The organism is Tateyamaria sp. syn59 (assembly GCF_007995245.1).
Lineage (GTDB): Bacteria > Pseudomonadota > Alphaproteobacteria > Rhodobacterales > Rhodobacteraceae > Tateyamaria.
In genome coordinates, this window is sequence record NZ_VCBA01000003.1 from 465,610 (window position 1) to 483,291 (window position 17,682).

General features: G+C 61.8%; 18 protein-coding genes. 7 read left to right on the forward strand and 11 right to left on the reverse strand.

Annotation, left to right across the window (positions count from 1 at the left end):
• Positions 1–75: 75 nt before the first annotated feature.
• From FD715_RS08315 to FD715_RS08340, 6 genes are all read left to right on the forward strand, one after another.
• Complete coding sequence (locus FD715_RS08315; protein ID WP_147107968.1) at positions 76–1,464, forward strand: 1-acyl-sn-glycerol-3-phosphate acyltransferase; 1,389 nt, start codon at positions 76–78, stop codon at positions 1,462–1,464.
• Positions 1,465–1,574: 110 nt separating this feature from the next.
• A complete protein-coding gene (ccrA, locus tag FD715_RS08320; RefSeq protein ID WP_147107971.1) occupies positions 1,575–2,855 on the forward strand; it encodes a crotonyl-CoA carboxylase/reductase in 1,281 nt (426 codons plus the stop codon).
• A 215-nt stretch (positions 2,856–3,070) separates the two neighbouring features.
• Positions 3,071–3,277 carry a hypothetical protein gene (locus tag FD715_RS08325; protein WP_147107974.1) on the forward strand — a complete coding sequence of 69 codons (207 nt, stop codon included), beginning with the start codon at positions 3,071–3,073 and terminating at the stop codon, positions 3,275–3,277.
• A complete protein-coding gene (locus FD715_RS08330; protein WP_147107977.1) occupies positions 3,213–3,944 on the forward strand; it encodes an autoinducer binding domain-containing protein in 732 nt (243 codons plus the stop codon). Before FD715_RS08325 ends, FD715_RS08330 begins: the two co-directional genes overlap by 65 nt.
• A gap of 113 nt (positions 3,945–4,057) precedes the next feature.
• Positions 4,058–4,693, forward strand: a complete 636-nt coding sequence (locus tag FD715_RS08335) for an acyl-homoserine-lactone synthase (protein WP_147107981.1) — start codon at positions 4,058–4,060, stop codon at positions 4,691–4,693.
• 41 nt (positions 4,694–4,734) lie between these two features.
• Positions 4,735–6,264 carry an ATP-dependent RecD-like DNA helicase gene (locus FD715_RS08340; RefSeq protein WP_147107984.1) on the forward strand — a complete coding sequence of 510 codons (1,530 nt, stop codon included), beginning with the start codon at positions 4,735–4,737 and terminating at the stop codon, positions 6,262–6,264.
• Positions 6,265–6,289: 25 nt separating this feature from the next.
• Here FD715_RS08340 and FD715_RS08345 read toward each other — a convergent pair whose 3' ends face one another.
• The 10 genes from FD715_RS08345 to FD715_RS08390 all read right to left on the reverse strand — a co-directional run bounded on the left by FD715_RS08345 (position 6,290) and on the right by FD715_RS08390 (position 15,042).
• Positions 6,290–7,042, reverse strand: a complete 753-nt coding sequence (locus FD715_RS08345; RefSeq protein ID WP_147107988.1) for a TIGR02186 family protein — start codon at positions 7,040–7,042, stop codon at positions 6,290–6,292.
• On the reverse strand, positions 7,042–7,959 hold the full coding sequence (locus tag FD715_RS08350; protein ID WP_147107991.1) for a sulfite exporter TauE/SafE family protein: 918 nt from the start codon (positions 7,957–7,959) through the stop codon (positions 7,042–7,044). Before FD715_RS08350 ends, FD715_RS08345 begins: the two co-directional genes overlap by 1 nt.
• Positions 7,960–8,083: 124 nt before the next feature.
• The gene (locus FD715_RS08355) at positions 8,084–9,058 is read right to left on the reverse strand and encodes an ABC transporter permease (protein ID WP_147107994.1); all 975 of its coding nucleotides are present in this window, start codon (positions 9,056–9,058) and stop codon (positions 8,084–8,086) included.
• Between the two features lie 4 nt (positions 9,059–9,062).
• On the reverse strand, positions 9,063–10,187 hold the full coding sequence (locus FD715_RS08360; protein ID WP_147107997.1) for an ABC transporter permease: 1,125 nt from the start codon (positions 10,185–10,187) through the stop codon (positions 9,063–9,065).
• Between the two features lie 3 nt (positions 10,188–10,190).
• Positions 10,191–11,786, reverse strand: coding sequence for an ABC transporter ATP-binding protein (locus FD715_RS08365; protein WP_147107999.1), 1,596 nt, complete (start codon positions 11,784–11,786; stop codon positions 10,191–10,193).
• 72 nt (positions 11,787–11,858) lie between these two features.
• Positions 11,859–12,854, reverse strand: a complete 996-nt coding sequence (locus FD715_RS08370) for a BMP family protein (RefSeq protein WP_147108001.1) — start codon at positions 12,852–12,854, stop codon at positions 11,859–11,861.
• 200 nt (positions 12,855–13,054) lie between these two features.
• Positions 13,055–13,501: a ribosomal protein S18-alanine N-acetyltransferase gene (rimI, locus tag FD715_RS08375; RefSeq protein ID WP_147108004.1), complete on the reverse strand. Its 447-nt coding sequence runs from the start codon at positions 13,499–13,501 to the stop codon at positions 13,055–13,057.
• Positions 13,498–14,070, reverse strand: a complete 573-nt coding sequence (gene tsaB / locus FD715_RS08380; protein ID WP_147108007.1) for a tRNA (adenosine(37)-N6)-threonylcarbamoyltransferase complex dimerization subunit type 1 TsaB — start codon at positions 14,068–14,070, stop codon at positions 13,498–13,500. Before tsaB ends, rimI begins: the two co-directional genes overlap by 4 nt.
• Positions 14,067–14,414 carry a GFA family protein gene (locus FD715_RS08385; protein WP_223274792.1) on the reverse strand — a complete coding sequence of 116 codons (348 nt, stop codon included), beginning with the start codon at positions 14,412–14,414 and terminating at the stop codon, positions 14,067–14,069. The genes tsaB and FD715_RS08385 overlap by 4 nt, the downstream gene beginning before the upstream one ends.
• 64 nt (positions 14,415–14,478) lie before the next feature.
• Entirely contained in the window at positions 14,479–15,042 is a 564-nt protein-coding gene (locus tag FD715_RS08390) for a NifU family protein (RefSeq protein ID WP_147108009.1), read from the reverse strand.
• A gap of 178 nt (positions 15,043–15,220) precedes the next feature.
• On the opposite strand from FD715_RS08390, the gene FD715_RS08395 reads away from it, so the two are divergent.
• Complete coding sequence (locus FD715_RS08395) at positions 15,221–17,203, forward strand: Hint domain-containing protein (protein WP_147108012.1); 1,983 nt, start codon at positions 15,221–15,223, stop codon at positions 17,201–17,203.
• Here FD715_RS08395 and FD715_RS08400 read toward each other — a convergent pair.
• Entirely contained in the window at positions 17,200–17,655 is a 456-nt protein-coding gene (locus FD715_RS08400; protein WP_147108015.1) for a universal stress protein, read from the reverse strand. The two genes, FD715_RS08395 and FD715_RS08400, sit on opposite strands and share 4 nt — an antisense overlap.
• Positions 17,656–17,682: the final 27 nt, after the last annotated feature.

Consider the following 17,682-nt stretch of genomic DNA (forward strand, 5'->3'; position numbering starts at 1 on the left):
TTTTCCTAGGAAGCGCCGCCAAAGGCCAGCCCATTTCCCTTGCCCCCGTCCCCGGCGCCTGCGAGGGTTCCCGCAATGATGACGACCGTTGAACTCCCCCTTTGGCTTTTTGTGCTGATTGTGCTGTTCGCGGCTGTGACCTTTGCCTCGCACTTCCTGTTCCCGTCCGTCCGCTGGTTCTTTCGCCGCAGGCTGGAACGGGCGGTGGCGCAGTTGAACGAACGTCTGACGCGGCCGATCGAACCGTTCAAGCTGGCGCGGCGGCACGACATGATCCAGCGCCTGATCTATGACCCGGAGGTGTCCGAGGCGATTGTCCAGCACGCCAATGACAACGACGTTCCGGAGAACGTTGCGTTCGAACAGGCTCGCCGCTACGCGCGAGAAATTGTACCCAGCTTTTCCGCCTTTGCCTATTTCAGTTTCGGCGCGCGGGCGGCGCGGTGGTTGGCAACAGCACTCTATAATGTGCGGACCGGGCTGAACAATGATCAGCAGATCCAAAGCGCCGACCCCAACGCAACGGTCGTCTTTGTAATGAACCACCGCAGCAACATGGACTACGTGCTGGTCACCTACCTAGCGGCGCAGGCGTCGGCCCTCAGCTATGCGGTCGGGGAGTGGGCGCGGGTCTGGCCGCTGTCGCGGCTGATCAAGTCCATGGGGGCTTACTTCATCCGGCGCAAATCGCGTGGCGCGCTCTATCGCGCGGTGCTGGCCCGATATGTGCGCATGGCGACTGAGGGTGGCGTAACACAAGCGATCTTCCCCGAGGGTGGGCTAAGCGTGAACGGCAAACTCATGCCTCTGAAAAAGGGGCTCTTGTCCTATGTGGTCGATGGCTACGACCCGAAGAAGCGCGATGTCGTCTTTGTTCCTGTCGCACTCAACTACGACCGCGTGCTCGAAGATCGTGTGCTGATCGCCGCCGATGCGCGCGGTGACAGGCGCTTTGGCGTGAGCATCACCGTTGTCATGGCCGAGATCCTACGCCTTCTGTGGCAATGGATCAGGGGCCGGTACCGCAAGTTTGGCACCGCATCGGTGGTCTTTGGCCCACCCGTGTCACTCGCTGCCCTCGGTGAGGACGTGGAGCTGGACGAACTTGCCGAAACGCTGCGCGACCGCATTCAAGACGTCATGCCGGTGCCATTCGTGCCCCTGCTGTGCCGCTTGTTTCTCATGTCACCGGACCCGCTGCCCGATCAGGATCTGGTGCATGAGGTCAAGGCCGCAATGCCGCCGACCCGCGGCACGCGCCCTCCGTTGCTCGACCAGGATCTGCGCGACCGCGTTCTGCGCGCGATGACGGATATGGAAACACGCGGGATGGTCAAAAAGGTGTCTGACACATGGGTTATGCTGGCGGAAGAAGAGGCGCTCGTGCGCTTTTATGCTAATTCCATCGACGATTTGTATCCCGACAGCATCGCCATCGGCAATGCTGCGCGCGCAAAGTCATAAAATTACAAAAACACCAAAGTATGTGTTGCTTTATTTCGTGACGAGCCATATTCAGCCCTAACGCGGTCGATTCTGCACTGCGGCACAGATTTTCTAACCCGGAGGCTGACATGGCACTCGACACTGGCATCGCGTCCTACGACGCACCTGAAAAAGACCTCTACGAGATGGGTGAAATCCCGCCCATGGGGTATGTCCCGAAACAGATGTACGCGTGGGCGATCCGTCGCGAGCGGCATGGTGAGCCAGACACGGCGATGCAGTTGGAAGTGGTGGATGTGCCCACGCTCGACAGCCACGAGGTGCTGGTGCTCGTGATGGCGGCCGGTGTGAATTACAACGGGGTCTGGGCCTCGCTTGGCAAGCCGATTTCACCCTTTGATGGTCACGGACAGCCCTTCCACATCGCCGGTTCCGACGCCTCGGGCATCGTTTGGGCCGTGGGTGATAAGGTGAAACGCTGGAAAGTCGGCGACGAGGTTGTCATCCACTGTAACCAGGACGATGGCGACGACGAGCACTGCAATGGTGGCGATCCGATGTATTCGGACACGCAGCGCATCTGGGGTTATGAGACGCCCGATGGCTCCTTTGCCCAGTTCACCAATGTGCAGGCGCAGCAATTGATGCCGCGTCCCAAGCACCTGACCTGGGAAGAAAGCGCTTGCTACACGCTGACACTGGCGACCGCTTACCGCATGCTCTTCGGTCACGAGCCGCATGACCTGAAGCCGGGACAGAACGTTCTGGTCTGGGGCGCATCGGGTGGTCTGGGCTCCTACGCCATCCAACTGATCAACACGGCGGGCGCCAACGCGATCGGCGTCATCTCGGACGAGACCAAGCGCGATTTTGTAATGGATCTGGGCGCCAAGGGCGTCATCAACCGCAAGGACTTCAACTGCTGGGGCCAGCTGCCCACGGTCAACACGCCTGAATATGCGGCCTGGCTGAAAGAGGCGCGCAAGTTCGGCAAGGCGATCTGGGACATCACCGGCAAGGGCGTGAATGTCGACATGGTGTTCGAACATCCGGGCGAAAGCACGTTCCCCGTTTCGTCGCTGGTCTGCAAGAAGGGCGGCATGGTCGTGATCTGCGCGGGCACCACTGGCTTCAACTGCACCTTCGACGTCCGTTACATGTGGATGCACCAGAAGCGCCTGCAGGGCAGCCACTTTGCCCACCTCAAGCAGGCCGCAGCCGCCAACCACCTAATGGTCGAGCGCCGCCTTGATCCGTGCATGTCCGAAGTGTTCGCCTGGGACGATCTGCGCGAGGCGCACATGAAGATGCTGCGCAACGAGCACAAGCCCGGCAACATGTCGGTGCTGGTGCAGGCGCCGAAGACAGGTCTGCGCACGCTTGAGGATGCGGTTGAGGCCGGCCGTTAACGCCTTACACGCAGAAGAAGAGTATAAATGCCCGCGAATCACCTCATGGTTTCGCGGGCATTTTTCTGTTCCAAGGCGCGCCTAATGCGATCAAGGGCTTAGAAAATGCTCCCTCGCTATTTCTGGGGAGGGGAAATACGTGAATTTTCAGGCAGAGTTAACACATGCTATAGTTGTGTTAACCATTCATTAACCACTCGAGAGTGAGTCTGACCATGAAAAGTGACTGGATACTAGACGTTCTGACGGACCTGAAGACCTTTGCCCGCGCCAACGAAATGCCCGCTCTAGCCGAGCAGTTGGATGACACCGCAATCGTCGCAATGGCCGAGATCGCCGCGATGAAGGAAACCAAAGATGGTCAGCGCCACGACGGCGAGGCAGCCGTTGGAACCTATTTTGGAGGATTTGGAACAAGCTGAAGGGCTCGCCGCCCTCCAGTCGGCCTCCGAAGAAATACGCGACCATTATGGTGTCGATCACGTGGTGTATCACTGGGTCGACTCCGCCGGGGATCAGTACGGTTGCGGCACATATTCGGACACATGGCGGGACCGGTATCTTGAGCAGAATTATCTGCGGGTCGATCCGGTCATTCTTGGGTGTTTTCAAAGATTTCACCCGGTCGACTGGAAGCGACTTGATTGGAGCAGCAAGCCCGCCCGCACGTTCCAGGCCGAAGCCATCGCTCACGGGGTTGGGAACCAGGGATTTTCCGTTCCAATTCGGGGGCCCAACGGGCAGTTTGCGCTTTTTACGACCAGCCACTCATGTGACGACGATACATGGGCCACATGGACAGAGGCGCATCGCCGGGACCTGATCCTCATTGCACACACGTTTAACGAAAAGGCGCTCGAATTCGAACCGGACCGGGCGCCTGAACAGTCCCAGGCGCTCAGCCCGCGCGAGGTTGATGCGATGACATTTCTGGCGATGGGATACAGTCGCGCGCAGGTGGCCGACACGCTGTCGATCTCGGAACACACTTTGCGCGTCTACATCGAAAGCGCCCGGTTCAAGCTCGGCGCGATGAATACGACACACGCCGTTGCTCGAGCCATGAGCAGGGGTTTGATCGTGGTGTAAGCCTGCGCGTTGCTCGTGCAGACAACTCTCCGTACGATTGTATTTCTGGACGTTAACGCACGTATCGGTAGTCTTTTGGTCATACCTGCCCCGGTCTGACAAGGAATACCCAAATGCTGCGTTACATTTATGCCTCCGATCTCGGTGATCACCCCAAACTTGCCCGTACGATGTTCCGCGACCGCGCGGACCAGTTCAAAACCCGGCTTGGCTGGGACGTGCATGTGGACAAGGACGGGTATGAGCGTGACGAGTATGACGATCTGAACCCGCTCTATGTCATCTGGGAAGAGCCCGACGGCTCCCACGGCGGCTCCATGCGCTTCTTGCCCACCACGGGCCGCACCATGGTAAACGAGCATTTCGATGATCTGATCTCCGGCCCCATCACCAGTCCGGTGATCTGGGAATGCACTCGCTTCTGCCTGACGCGCGGCGCGGGCAGCCATGTGGCCGCGGCGTTGATGTTGGGCGGCGGCGAGATCATGCAGAACTTCGGGATCGAGCATTTCGTCGGTGTGTTCGATGCGCGCATGGTGCGCATCTACCGCATGATCGGCTCGTCTCCGGATGTGCTGGGTAGCGCAGGCGAAGGGCGTGATCAGATCAGCGTCGGCCTGTGGCATTTTGATGAAGGTGCAGCCGCTGCAGTGGCCGAGCGTGCAGGCGTGCCCATGGAACGTTCGCGCCAGTGGTTCGACCTCGCTTTCGGCACCACATCCCGCCGGGAACTCGCCCGCATTGCCTGATCCCGCTGGCACCTGCCGCGCCCCGACTATAGGGTCGCGGCATGTTAACCGCTCTTGCCCTTTCTGATGATCAAGCGTCCGCCTATGACACCGTGACCGAGATGTTGCGCGGGGCGGGCATCGACCTGGATGATGCGCTGCTGAACCCGCCAAAATCCTCGGCTACTTCCGTGATGGCTATTACGGGCAAGGCTGGGTCGGGCAAGACACTGCTGCTCTCGGAACTCTACAAAGCGCTTGAAGCGGCAGGGGTCGAGGTCGTCTCGGGCGACTACGAATCCCGCAAGCGCAAGGACCGGCGCACGCTTGCCATTCTTGCCCCGACGAACAAGGCGGCCAGTGTGTTGCGCTTTCGTGGCGTGCCAGCAACCACGATCCACCGCATCCTCTACACACCCGTCTACGACCCCGAATACGAACGCATTGCTGAATGGCTTGCGGGAAATGGCGATCGGCCAGAGGTCGAGGGGTTGACAGACGAGGCACTCGACCGCGCGCACGCCTTCTACCAGACCAACAAGTCGATCCCGGGCGCGTTGGCGGCCGCCGGTCTGCGTGGCAGCGACTTCATCACCGGCTGGAAACGGCGCGAGGAGCCGCTCGATATCGGCTTCATCGACGAAGCCTCCATGCTCGATGACAAGCAGTTCGAGGATCTCAAGGACATCTTCCCGACCCTGCTGCTCTTCGGTGATCCCGCGCAGCTGGCTCCGGTGAACCAGTCCGGCGCCATGGTGTTCGACAAGCTGCCGGAAAAGCGGGTGATGAACCTGGGTCGCATCCACCGTCAGGCGGCCGACAACCCGATCCTGGATCTCGCGCACGCGCTGGCTGACCCGCAGGTCGATTTCTACCGTTTCGAAAAGATGGTGGAGGAAGCGGCCACAAAAGACGACCGCGTCGTTTGGGGCCAGCGGGTCGAGGTGGATCTGATGGCCCGCAGTCCTGTTCTCGTCTGGCGCAACGCGACACGCATCCGGCTTATCAATGCGTTTCGCGCCGTCTACGATGCACCCCAGGATCGCCTAATCGAAGGCGAGCCGCTGATCTGTGACGGTCTGGAATTGCCTTTGAAACACCGCAAGAAGCGGCTCGATCTTGAAGCGCGCGGGCTGATCAAGGGCGCGCAGGTTGTCTATCTGGGCGAGGGGCGCAAACCCGGGTTCTCCCGGTTGCACGTGATCGGGGCTGAAGACCCGCAAGTCTCTGCTGCGTCTATCGTGAAGATAGAAAAACCCGACGAAGAAGAGCCGTTCATCCCCTACGCGGCCCGCATGGGCGCGACATTTCTCCATGGTGCAGCGGTAACCATCCACAAGGCGCAGGGATCGCAGTGGGAAACGGTGCAGGTCTTTGCGCCGGACCTGTACGCTGCCGCGCGGATGAATCGTACAGAGGCTGGACAACCGCTCTGGAAGCGGCTGGCTTACGTCGCCATCACCCGCGCGCAGGACAGGCTGATCTGGGTGGTGCGGAACCGGCTATCGAAACCCTCTGGGCCTTTGCGCGTGGATGACCTGCGCACTGTGCCCGCAGCCAAGCTGACCCTCGCCTCAGAAGACCCAGCGTAGGGGCGCACCGACTGCGCACTTCCCCTCAGTTTCTCAGCAGCGAAAACGCAGCCGATGCGGTCCAACCCGCGGCGATGGCAATGGCCAGCGACATGATCCCGTACCAGAACGGGTTTTCGCGGCTCAGCGTGAACAACCACCGTTCCAATCCCACCTTGCGCACGTCGATAGCGGTCTCGTAGCTCGCCACGACTTGCCCTTCTCGGGTCAGAAAGATCCGCGTCTCGTAGGCGCCTTCGGTCAAGGCTGCGGGCAGTCGAATGCGTGTGCGAAACAAAGTGTCCTGATCCACGATCACCGTATCCTCAAGCAGCTGATAGGTGCCTGCACTTGTGTTGATCCGGATCAGCGCGGCGACATAGGCGCTGGCATCCAGCACGGTGTTCGGCGTGTCGACGCTGCGCAATTTGCTGGGAACCGATACCTTGTGCAACAAGTTGTCACGGATGCCCAGCACATCGTCCAGGGGCGCGTTCGTTGCCACCGCGTAGAAGCTAGGGGCACCATCCAGCTCGACCGCATCCGTGTTGACCCAGATGCCAAAGCGACGCTCCTTACGGCGGACTGTAACCGGCTCGGGCGGGCCGGCGATGGTGACGATCACGCCCAATTCGCTCTCGGGGATCGTCGTTTCGCGTTTCACCGCACCAAAGATCAGGATCTCTGATCCGTCAAAGCTGGTGGTAATCGCAACCTCGTCCTGGCTCAGCCCTAGCACAACTTCCTCGGCCCGCACGGGCAGGGCGAAGAGCAGCGCGATGAGCAGCCAGCGCAGCATCAATGCCCCTCCACCGCGCCGACGGAGTACAACTCGTACGGCGTGACCAGCAGGTCAAAGGCCAGCTTGCCGCACACCGCAAGCACCATGAGCGCCAGCAGAATGCGCAGCTGTTCAGCTTTCATCCGCACCCCGATGCGCGTGCCGACTTGCGCGCCAATCACGCCACCGATGAGAAGCAGCACCGCCAGCACCACGTCCACGGTATAGTTCGTGGTGGCGTGCAACATGGTCGTAAAGGCCGTGACAAAGATGATCTGGAACAGCGACGTACCCACAACCACCTTGGTCGGCATGCCCAGCAGATAGATCATGGCAGGCACCATGATGAACCCGCCACCGACGCCCATGATGGCGGCCAGCACACCGACGCTGAGGCCAACCAGCAATGGCGGAATGACCGAAATATAGAGACCCGAGACCCGGAACCGCATCTTGAAGGGCAGCTTGTGGATAAGCCCGTGCTTTTTGCGCGTGGGGATCGCTGTGCCCTTGGCCGTCTTGCGGATCGCGTTCAGGCTTTCGACAAACATGAGCGCGCCGATCACGCCAAGGAAGACGACGTAGCAAAGGCGCACCAGCAGATCGACCTGGCCCAGCGACTTGAGATAGTTGAACAAGAGCACGCCGAGTGCCGCGCCTATGAGGCCGCCTATCAGAAGGACGGTCCCCATCCTCAAATCCACGGTCTTGCGCCTGAGATGCGCCAGTACGCCCGAGAATGAGGAGGCGACGATCTGGTTCGCCTCGGTCGCTACGGCCACCGCCGGTGGGATGCCGATAAAGAACAAAAGCGGGGTCATCAGGAACCCGCCGCCCACGCCGAACATGCCAGAAAGGATGCCCACCATACCGCCCAGTCCCAAAAGCAGGAACGCGTTGACCGATACCTCGGCGATGGGCAGGTAGATTTGCATGAACACTGTTAGGACGGGGGCGGATGGGAAATCAAGATGTCTCGCCGCCATGCAGCTGACTGGGCTCAGGTTTGTGAAGAATCTGGACCTATCGCAGGGCGCATAATGGTCGTGCGCCTTGCGATCAGCGTTCCTTCACATAGGGCTCGCCACCCGCGCGCGGCGGAATGGCCTTGCCCACGAACCCGGCCAGGATCACGACCGTCAGGATATAGGGCAGCGCATCCAAGAGTTGCACCTGCACCCGGAAGCCCAAAGCGCCCTCGATAATGTCAGGCCGCAGCGCGATGGCTTGCAGGTATCCGAACAGCAGCGTCGCCCAAAGGGCGTGCCAGGGCCGCCACTTGGCAAAGATTAGCGCTGCCAACGCGATGAACCCGCGCCCCGCTGTCATGTCTTTCACGAACCCAGCCTGCAGACCGGTCGCCAGATACGCCCCTGCGATCCCGCACAGGACTCCACAGATGCCCACCGCGACAAAGCGCAGACCCACGACCGATACACCTGCGGTATCCACCGCCGCCGGGTTCTCGCCCACCGCCCGCAGGCGCAGGCCAAAGCGCGTGCGGAAGAGCAGCCACCACGTTCCCGGCACCGCCAAAAGCGCGACGTAGACAAGGATCGAATGGCCCGAGATCAGCTCGGCATAAATCGGGCCAATAAACGGCACACTGCGCGCCGCCTCGGCAAAGGGTAGGACAATCGGCTCGAACCGCCCGCCGCCAATCAGCGACGGGGTGCGCCCACCCTGCTGGAACCAGTCCTGCGCGATCAGCACCGTCAGCCCCGCAGCCAGAAAGTTGATGGCCACGCCAGAGATCAACTGATTGCCGCGGAAGGTGATCGAGGCCAGTCCATGGATGCCGGACAGTGCCATGGACGCAGCGATCCCGGCCAAAAGACCAAGCCAAACGGATCCGGTCAACGCAGCCACAGCCGCAGAGAAAAAGGCTGCAAACAGCATCTTGCCTTCTAGGCCAATGTCAAAAATGCCAGCCCGTTCGGAGAACAGACCGGCCAGGCAGGCCAGCAACAGCGGCGTCGCCAGCCGTACGGTTGAATCAAGGACAGACAGGTCGAAAAGGGCAAGAATATCCATGATCCTACTCCGCCGCCTGCTTGCGTTCGGGCTTGGGTGCCCGCGCGACGCGTGCGGCCAGGAACATCCGCTCAAGCGGCATCCGCACCATGTTGTCGAGCGCGCCGGTGAACAGGATCACCAGTGCTTGGATCACCACGATCAGCTCGCGCGGGATCGACGTCCAGAGCGCCAACTCAGCCCCACCCTGGTAAAGAAAGCCAAAAAGTATCGCCGCCAGAAACACCCCAAACGGATGGCTGCGTCCCATCAGCGCCACCGCGATGCCGATAAAGCCGGCGCCCTCAACCGCGTTCAGGACCAGCCGCTCCGCCTCACCCATAACGTTGTTGATGGCCATCATCCCCGCAAGCGCACCAGAGATCAGCATCGCCACCATGGTGATGCGCACGGCTCCGATGCCTGCGTATTTCGCAGCGCGTCCCGACTTGCCATAGGAGCGTATTTCAAGGCCCAGCGGCGTGCGCCAGATCAATAGCCAGACCAGAACGCAGGCGATAATGGCGATCAGCAGGGACACGTTCGCAGGCGCAGCCCGCGAGAAATCAATGCCAATCGGGGCCAATATCTGGTGCAGGTTGGGTAGGTGCACCGTTTCGGGAAAGCGCGCGGTGGCAGGGTCCATCGCCCCTTGCGGACGCAACTGGTTCACCAGCATGTAGTTCAGCACCGCCGCCGCGATGAAGTTGAACATGATCGTCGTAATCACGATGTGGCTGCCGCGCTTCGCTTGCAGATAGGCCGGAATTGCGGCCCAGAGCGCGCCAAAGACAGCTGCCCCCAGCGTTGCGGCCAGCAAGGCGACAGTCCAATGCGGCCACGGGATAAACAGCAGCACAAGGGCCACGCCCAGCCCCCCCAACATCGCCTGTCCCTCGCCGCCGATGTTGAACAACCCGGCATGGAAGGCGACCGACACCGCCAACCCCGTGAACATGAAATTCGTGGCGTAATACAGGGTATAGCCCCAGCCATAGGTCGAACCCAGCGCACCTGTGACCATCAGGTTTACAGCCGCGACCGGGTCTTCACCGATGGCGAGAATGACCAGCGCCGACAGGATCGCCGCCAGGATCAGGGAAATCAATGGGACCAGAATGACCTCGGCCCATTTTGGCATCACATCCATGTCTCAGGCCTCCTTCGACGCATCGCCATGCGCATGGGCAAGGTTGGCTTCGATCTCGGCGAAGTCATGCGGTTTGTCAGTGTCGGTTATGCCCGCCATCAGCAGCCCCAGTTCTTTTTCGTCCGTGGCATCAGTCTGGCGTTCACCCATGATCTGTCCGTCGAACATGACGGCCACACGGTCGGCCAAGCCCAGGATCTCTTCCAACTCGACCGACACCAGCAGGATCGCTTTGCCCTGATCGCGTAGGGCCACGATTTGCTGATGGATGAATTCAATGGCGCCGATGTCCACGCCGCGCGTGGGTTGGCCGATGAGCAGCAGGTCCGGGTTCCGCTCGATCTCGCGCGCCAGCACGATCTTTTGCTGGTTCCCGCCGGAAAAGTTCTTGGCCGCCAGATGCGGGTGCGGCGGGCGCACATCGAAGCGTTCCATCTTGTCGGCGGTGTCTGCTTTGATCGCGGCGTTGTTCGACAGCAGACCCGAGGTATAGGCCCCATCACGATGGTAGCCGAACGCCGTGTTTTCCCATGCGGCGAAGTCCATGATCAGCCCCTCACGCTGCCGGTCCTCCGGCACATGGGCGATGCCCCGGTCCCGGCGCGAGCGCCCGTCGGAATGCTTCCCGCTCAGATCAATCTGCGTCCCGTTCAGGGTGATCGACCCGGTGGCATCGGCATAGCCGCCCAACACTTCGAGCAGTTCCGACTGCCCATTGCCCGCAACACCAGCAATGCCCACGATCTCGCCCGCACGGACCTGTAGGTCGATGCCCTTGACGCGCTCAACGCCTTGTTCGTCCACGACTTTCAGGTTCTTGACGTCCAGAACAACCTCACCGGGCGTCGCGGGTTTCTTGTCCACCCGCAACAGCACCTTGCGACCCACCATCAACTCAGCCAGCTCTTCCGGGCTGGTCTCGGCGGTCTTGACCGTGGCCGTCATCTCGCCGCGGCGCATCACGCTGACTGTGTCGGTGATGTCCATGATCTCGCGCAGCTTGTGGGTGATTAGGATGATCGTCTTGCCCTCGTCCTTCAGCCGCCCGAGGATGCGGAACAGCTGATCGGCCTCGGCGGGCGTCAGCACGCCAGTGGGCTCATCGAGGATCAGAATGTTGGCCTGCCGGTAGAGTGCCTTGAGGATCTCGACACGCTGCTGCATGCCCACGCCAATCTCTTCGATGACGGCGTCCGGATTGACCTTCAGGTCATATTCTTTTTCCAGATCCAGCAGGGTCTTGCGGGCCTTGGATAGTGAGGGCCGGAGTAATCCACCGTCTTCGGCGCCGAGAATGATGTTTTCCAGCACAGTGAAGTTCTCAACCAGCTTGAAGTGCTGGAACACCATGCCGATGCCTGCGGCGATGGCGGCCTGGCTGTCGGGAATCTCGGTTTTCTGACCGGAAATGAAAATCTCGCCCGCGTCAGCCTTGTAGAACCCATAGAGGATCGACATCAGCGTGGATTTGCCCGCGCCGTTTTCCCCGATGATCCCGTGGATCGTGCCGGGCATGACCCGGATCGAGATGTCCTTGTTGGCCTGTACGGGGCCGAAGGCCTTGGAGATGCCTTTGAGTTCGATGGCGGGGGCAGTCATGGGCGGGCCTTCGCTTGGAAAAGGGGCCGCGCCACGGGCATGTGGCACGGCCCCGAAGTCAGGTCGCGCGGCTTAGAAGCTCAGCGCGGGGCAGCTGTCGTCCGACATGTAGTCGTGAACCGTCAACTCACCCGCCGCAATCGCGGCCGAAGCCTCGTCCACGGCGGTTTTCATTTCGGCAGACACCAGTCCTTCGTTGTGCTCGTCCAGCGCATAGCCCACGCCGCCGTTGGCCAGGCCCATGACGTTGAAACCGGTTTCCATGTCAGGACCGTCGGTGAAGGCCTGGTACACCGCGTTGTCCACGCGCTTCATCATCGACGTCAGAACTTTGCCGGAGTGCAGGTAGTTCTGATTGCTGTCGACGCCGATCGACAGGATGTCCTCGTCTGCGGCTGTCTGCAGCACGCCCACGCCGGTACCGCCCGCGGCGGCATAGACCACGTCAGCGCCCTGGGAAATCTGCGCCTTGGTCAGCTCGGAGCCCTTCACCGGGTCGTTCCACGCCGCGGGCGTCGTGCCGGTCATGTTGGCAATGACGGTGGCATCGGGGTTCACGGCCACAACGCCTTGCGCATAGCCGCAGGCGAATTTGCGGATCAGCGGGATGTCCATGCCGCCGATGAAGCCGACGGTGCCGGACTCCGACGCCTTGGCCGCCATCATGCCTACAAGGTACGAACCTTCGTGCTCGTTAAACACGACCGAACGCACGTTGGGGGCGTCCACGACCATGTCGATGATGGTGAATGCGGTGTCGGGATAGTCGGCTGCGACCTGGCCCAGCGCGTCAGCGAAGGCAAAGCCTGCCATAACGATGGGGTTGGCGCCGGATTCGGCAAAGCGGCGCAGCGCCTGCTCGCGCTGCGCTTCGGATTGCAGTTCGATCTCGCGGAAGCTGTTGCCGGTCTCTTCGGCCCAGCGTTGCGCGCCGTTGAAGGCCGCTTCGTTAAAGGATTTGTCGAACTTGCCGCCCAGATCGAAGATCAGCGCGGGTTCAGCCAGCGCAGCACCTGCGGACAGGGCCATCGCCGCGGTCGCGCCAAGGAATTTCTGCATCATGGTCATGTATCAGGTCTCCCAGTTTTTCGTGGTTGGGGCGTCGGCAGCAGGCCACCAGACGCCCGGGATCAAAAGATCATAGGGAATTAGGCCGCAGGGCAGGGGGAGCGTCAACCGCTTTTTGACCAATTGGGCAGGTGTGAACGGGGCTGACCTTGCGCAATGCTGCATGGGTGGGCAGGGGGGCTGTCTGCCCCCGCTTCGCCCTAGGGGCGAAGCTCCCCCGAGGATTTTTTTGAAACAGGGAAGGGGAGGTGTGCGCGCATGATCAGCGCGTCGATACGGATGTTCTTGCGGCGGTAGTATGCCTCGCGTTTCGCTGCAGTTTCAAAGCCATAGCGCTGATAGAGGTGAATGGCCGCTGCGTTGTCTGCAGCCACGTCCAGGAACGCTTCTGTGCAGCTCATTGTCGCCTTTTCCATCCAGTCCGCCATCAGGCGCGCACCGATCCCGCGCCTTTGTGCGGCGGGCGCCACGGCGATTGTCAGTAGCTCTGCTTCACCGGCGATTCCGCGCCACAGCGCAAAACCATGCGCCGACGTCTCCAGGCGGGTGAGGGGATTCGCGAGAAGTTCCTCGAACTCCTTGGCCGTCCACGGGCGTTCATGCGTAAAGGCGGCGCGGTGAATGGCTGCCAGGGCGTCCGGCGTCATGCGATGATTGGCGGCGGCGCATCGCGCGCCGGGGCGGCATCGGGCGCACGCACGTAAAACGGAGCGGGTGCGGCGGCCGCATCCGGGTAGTGCCGCATAGCGCAGTGGGCGATGGCGGTGGCCAGTTCTGCCGGTGAGGGGTGCGGTGCGGGATTGCGCACGCTGTCCAATGGCACCAGCTGCGGCCCGGGGCCTTGCGTAATGTATACCATGTCGCGCGGTGCGGGGATGGCTATGGTGGTGCCCACAGGCGCCAGCAAAGCCCGCGCCTCAAACCCCGTCACGCCATAGGCCGTGCAGCCCAGGCCCAGGGCCAGCCCGCGCGCCGCCGACACCCCGATCCGAATACCCGTGAAATTGCCGGGACCCGTCCCGACGGCCAGGGCATCCAGATCGGTCCACGCCACGCCTTGACCCGTAAGCACTTCTTCGAGCAGACCCATCAATCGCTCGGCCTGCCCCCGCGCCATATCTTCGCCGACCGCCGCCAGCAGCGCATCGCCCCGCAGCAATGCTGCCGTGCAATGGGCCGCCGACGTGTCAAAGCCGAGGATCAGCGGCGCGGTCATTCGGCTGCCCGGTTCAGCGCCTCGCGCGCCGAGGCATCGGCGCGTGGCAGGTCATCCGCGATATGCAGCCAGGGCAGGGCGCTGTCCGCGTGGCTGTGCATCTCTGGCACAAGCGTCTCCGCCTGGTCGATGATCCCCACCGGGACATATATCTGATCCGGCAGGTAATCGAAAGCCGCGGCCAAAGGCGCATGACAGGTCGGGCAGGTCCACCGCTCGACACCCGGCGCCCCGAAAAACGGCTCAGACAACTGCGCCACGACGTCAGTCTTTTCGAATGCAGCAAAGGCGGCCACCGGGGCTCCGGTCCACCGCCTGCAATCGCCACAATGACAATAAGCCACCGTCAGGGGTGGCTTATTGAACGTCAGTCGGGACGCACCGCAATAGCACCGTGCCGTCAATGGCTCAGACAGCAACAGGGCGCACCTCGGTCACCTCGGGGATGTAGTGACGCAGCAGATTCTCGATGCCCATCTTCAGCGTCAGGGTCGAGGACGGGCAGCCCGCGCATGCGCCCTGCATATGCAGATAGACGACACCGCGGTCAAAGCCGTGGAAGGTGATGTCACCGCCATCCTGCGCCACGGCAGGACGGACGCGGCTGTCGAGCAGTTCCTTGATCTGGCCCACAACGGCAGCATCTTCGCCATCATGCTCGGCATGGCCCGAGGCGGGGGCGTGGCCTTCGCTCATCACCGGCTGGCCGGACTGGAAATGCTCCATGATCGCGCCCAGCAGCGCTGGCTTGATGTGGTCCCAATCGACCGCGTCGGCCTTGGTCACGGTCACGAAATCGGTGCCAAAGAACACGCCTGTGACGCCTTCGACCGCGAACACGCGCTGCGCCAGCGGGGACTTGTCAGCGGCATCTGCCGTCGGGAAATCTGCAGTGCCCATCTCGAGCACGGTTTGACCTGGCAGGAACTTGAGCGTGGCGGGGTTCGGTGTGGATTCGGTCTGGATGAACATGGGGCAACTCCTGAGTGCTCCACTCGGATATGCGGACCATGGGCCCGCGTGTCAAGGATTGGAACGATTCTAATCTAATCCGATGTAAATCGCCAGACCCGTAAAACGTAACACTTAACCGATCCTTGGGGGCCGGCGCCTACACCACTGCCTTGAGCCAAAAGAAAAGAGCAGTGCCATGAGTTCGTTTTACACCGTCGGCGGTTACGCCCAGAACGCCTTTTATGTGACGTCTGACGGAAAGGTGTTGCTGGACCCGAATTTCGACGCAAGTGAAGACGCGTATCGCTGGGAGATCGAGGAATACGACAACGGCGTCCAGTTCGATGGCGACGACAACGGCCAAGGGGATGAGATCGGGGACAACGATCAATACGCCCACAAATACGATGCCCAGGGCAACCTGATTGCCGAGGGGAACGTCTATCTCGAAGAAAGCTGGACGCTGACCGACGGCGACGGCAATACGATCACGCTCTACAAGGTCGAAAGCAACGGCACGCATTCCGGTTGGGTGGCGGACGGGGAAATTATCCCCGGTGTGTCCTATGATTATTCGGGGCCAAATGATGTCGTGACGGCGAACCAGCCCCGTTACGACGAACTGCACTATCCCACCTACGATCCCGACAACGTCAACAGCTACGACGGCGGTGACTTCGACGATTACGCCTATGCCGGTGACGGCGCCGACACGGTCTATGGTGATGGTGGCGATGACCGCATTTACGGCGGCGGCGGCAACGACAACCTCTATGGCGGGGATGGCAGCGATACGATCGACGGCGGGTCGGGCGACGACTACATCGCCTACGGGCGTGGAGGAGACTCCGTTCGTGGCGGTGATGGCAACGACACAATCGACGAGGCGGCGGGCAATCCGGAATACGACTATGACGACACGATCGACGCCGGTGCAGGCGACGACAAGGTCTATGCCGGGTGGGGCGACGACTATATCGACGGTGGCACCGGCGACGATGAGCTGCACGGCTCAGAGGGCGACGACACCATTCTCGGCGGGGCTGGGAACGACACCATTTATGGCGGCGTCGGCAATGACCAGATCACCGGCGGGGCGGGCAATGACCTGATTTACGCCGGTGACGGGAACGACACGGTCGATGGGGGCGACGACAACGACACGATCTACGGTGAAGCCGGGAATGACCAGCTGTCGGGCGGGGCGGGTGACGACAGTATTGATGGCGGCGCCGGGGACGACACGTTGTCCGGCGGTGACGGCAACGACCGGATCGACGGCGGGACAGGCAGCAATACTGTCACAGGCGGCTCCGGCGATGACGCATTTGTCCAGTCGCAAGATGGTGCCACAACCGTCACCGATTTCGACATCAGCGACGATGACGGTGACGGCAGCTACAACGACCAGCTGGATGTCTCCGAATTGCGCACGCTGGACGGGCGTCCGGTCACGGCGTTCGATGTGGTGGTCACGGATGACGGCAATGGCAACGCCAAGCTGACGTTCCCCGAAGGCGAAACGATTGTCTTGCAGGGCGTGTCACCTGCGCAGATGTCCTCAGCCCAGCAGTTGAATTCGGCGGGAATCCCCTGTTTCACCGCAGGCACGCGGATCGCCACGGCGCATGGTCTCATGCCGGTCGAGGCGCTCAAACCCGGTGACCGGGTCCAGACGCGGGACAACGGCCTGCGGCCCATCCGGTGGATCGGTACGCGGGCGGTGGACCGGCACGATCTGGAAACGAACCCGATGCTGCGCCCTGTTCACATCGCGCCCGGAACCTTTGGCAACAGCCGCGCCCTGCGGCTCTCGGCCCAGCACGCGCTGGCTCTCAACACGGCACAGGGCACCACCCAACTGGTCCGCGCCGGACATCTCGCGCGCCTGCACGGGGGTGCGGTGCGCGTGGCAAACGGCGTGCGCCGCGTCACGTATTATCATCTGCTTCTGGACAGCCACGACCTGATCCTGGCCGAGGGTGCCGCCTGCGAAAGCTTCTATCCCGGGCCGTGGGGGCTTCTGTCGATCGGGCCGACGGCAACGCGCGACCTCTTGCGCCTGATGCCGGGCCTTGGCAACCGGACCGTGGCCGACATCTACGGCCCCACGGCGCACCCGGTCGCACGCTTCGGACGGCTGCCGCCCGACCTGCGCGACCTTGCCATCGCGTCCTAGGTGATCGCTTCCAGCTTTTCCTTGCTCAGATCGCCCGGCACGATGGTTATGGGAATGGGCAGGGCGCCCGCGTTCCGGCTGAGCTGCGTGACCAGAGGGCCTGGGCCCTTTTTATCCGTGCCCGCGCCCAGCACCAGCACGCCGATCTCGGCGTCTTCATGGACCTGCGCCATGATCTCGTCCACCGGTTGGCCCTCGCGAATGACCAGCTCGGGGTCGATCCCCTGCTTGTCGCGCATCCATTTTGCGAACACCTCGAAGTGGGCGTGGATACGCTCGCGCGACTCCTCGCGCATGACGTTGCCCACACCGATCCAGTGATTGAACTCATCGGGCGGGATCACCGACAGGATGGCCACACCACCGCCCGTATGGCTGGCGCGCATCGCGGCAAAGCGCATCGCGTTCAGGCACTCTCGGCTGTCATCCAGCACCACCAGGAATTTGCGCATCGGGTCCTCCGCCTAAGTTCGGGCACA

Excerpts from the sequence above, each read along its gene's own strand:
- FD715_RS08315 (WP_147107968.1), top strand. The coding sequence starts at position 76 with ATGATGACGACCGTTGAACTCCCCCTTTGGCTTTTTGTGCTGATTGTG.
- ccrA (WP_147107971.1), top strand. The coding sequence starts at position 1,575 with ATGGCACTCGACACTGGCATCGCGTCCTACGACGCACCTGAAAAAGAC.
- FD715_RS08325 (WP_147107974.1), top strand. The coding sequence starts at position 3,071 with ATGAAAAGTGACTGGATACTAGACGTTCTGACGGACCTGAAGACCTTT.
- FD715_RS08330 (WP_147107977.1), top strand. The coding sequence starts at position 3,213 with ATGGTCAGCGCCACGACGGCGAGGCAGCCGTTGGAACCTATTTTGGAG.
- FD715_RS08335 (WP_147107981.1), top strand. The coding sequence starts at position 4,058 with ATGCTGCGTTACATTTATGCCTCCGATCTCGGTGATCACCCCAAACTT.
- FD715_RS08340 (WP_147107984.1), top strand. The coding sequence starts at position 4,735 with ATGTTAACCGCTCTTGCCCTTTCTGATGATCAAGCGTCCGCCTATGAC.
- FD715_RS08345 (WP_147107988.1), bottom strand. The coding sequence starts at position 7,042 with ATGCTGCGCTGGCTGCTCATCGCGCTGCTCTTCGCCCTGCCCGTGCGG.
- FD715_RS08350 (WP_147107991.1), bottom strand. The coding sequence starts at position 7,959 with ATGCAAATCTACCTGCCCATCGCCGAGGTATCGGTCAACGCGTTCCTG.
- FD715_RS08355 (WP_147107994.1), bottom strand. The coding sequence starts at position 9,058 with ATGGATATTCTTGCCCTTTTCGACCTGTCTGTCCTTGATTCAACCGTA.
- FD715_RS08360 (WP_147107997.1), bottom strand. The coding sequence starts at position 10,187 with ATGGATGTGATGCCAAAATGGGCCGAGGTCATTCTGGTCCCATTGATT.
- FD715_RS08365 (WP_147107999.1), bottom strand. The coding sequence starts at position 11,786 with ATGACTGCCCCCGCCATCGAACTCAAAGGCATCTCCAAGGCCTTCGGC.
- FD715_RS08370 (WP_147108001.1), bottom strand. The coding sequence starts at position 12,854 with ATGACCATGATGCAGAAATTCCTTGGCGCGACCGCGGCGATGGCCCTG.
- rimI (WP_147108004.1), bottom strand. The coding sequence starts at position 13,501 with ATGACGCCGGACGCCCTGGCAGCCATTCACCGCGCCGCCTTTACGCAT.
- tsaB (WP_147108007.1), bottom strand. The coding sequence starts at position 14,070 with ATGACCGCGCCGCTGATCCTCGGCTTTGACACGTCGGCGGCCCATTGC.
- FD715_RS08390 (WP_147108009.1), bottom strand. The coding sequence starts at position 15,042 with ATGTTCATCCAGACCGAATCCACACCGAACCCCGCCACGCTCAAGTTC.
- FD715_RS08395 (WP_147108012.1), top strand. The coding sequence starts at position 15,221 with ATGAGTTCGTTTTACACCGTCGGCGGTTACGCCCAGAACGCCTTTTAT.
- FD715_RS08400 (WP_147108015.1), bottom strand. The coding sequence starts at position 17,655 with ATGCGCAAATTCCTGGTGGTGCTGGATGACAGCCGAGAGTGCCTGAAC.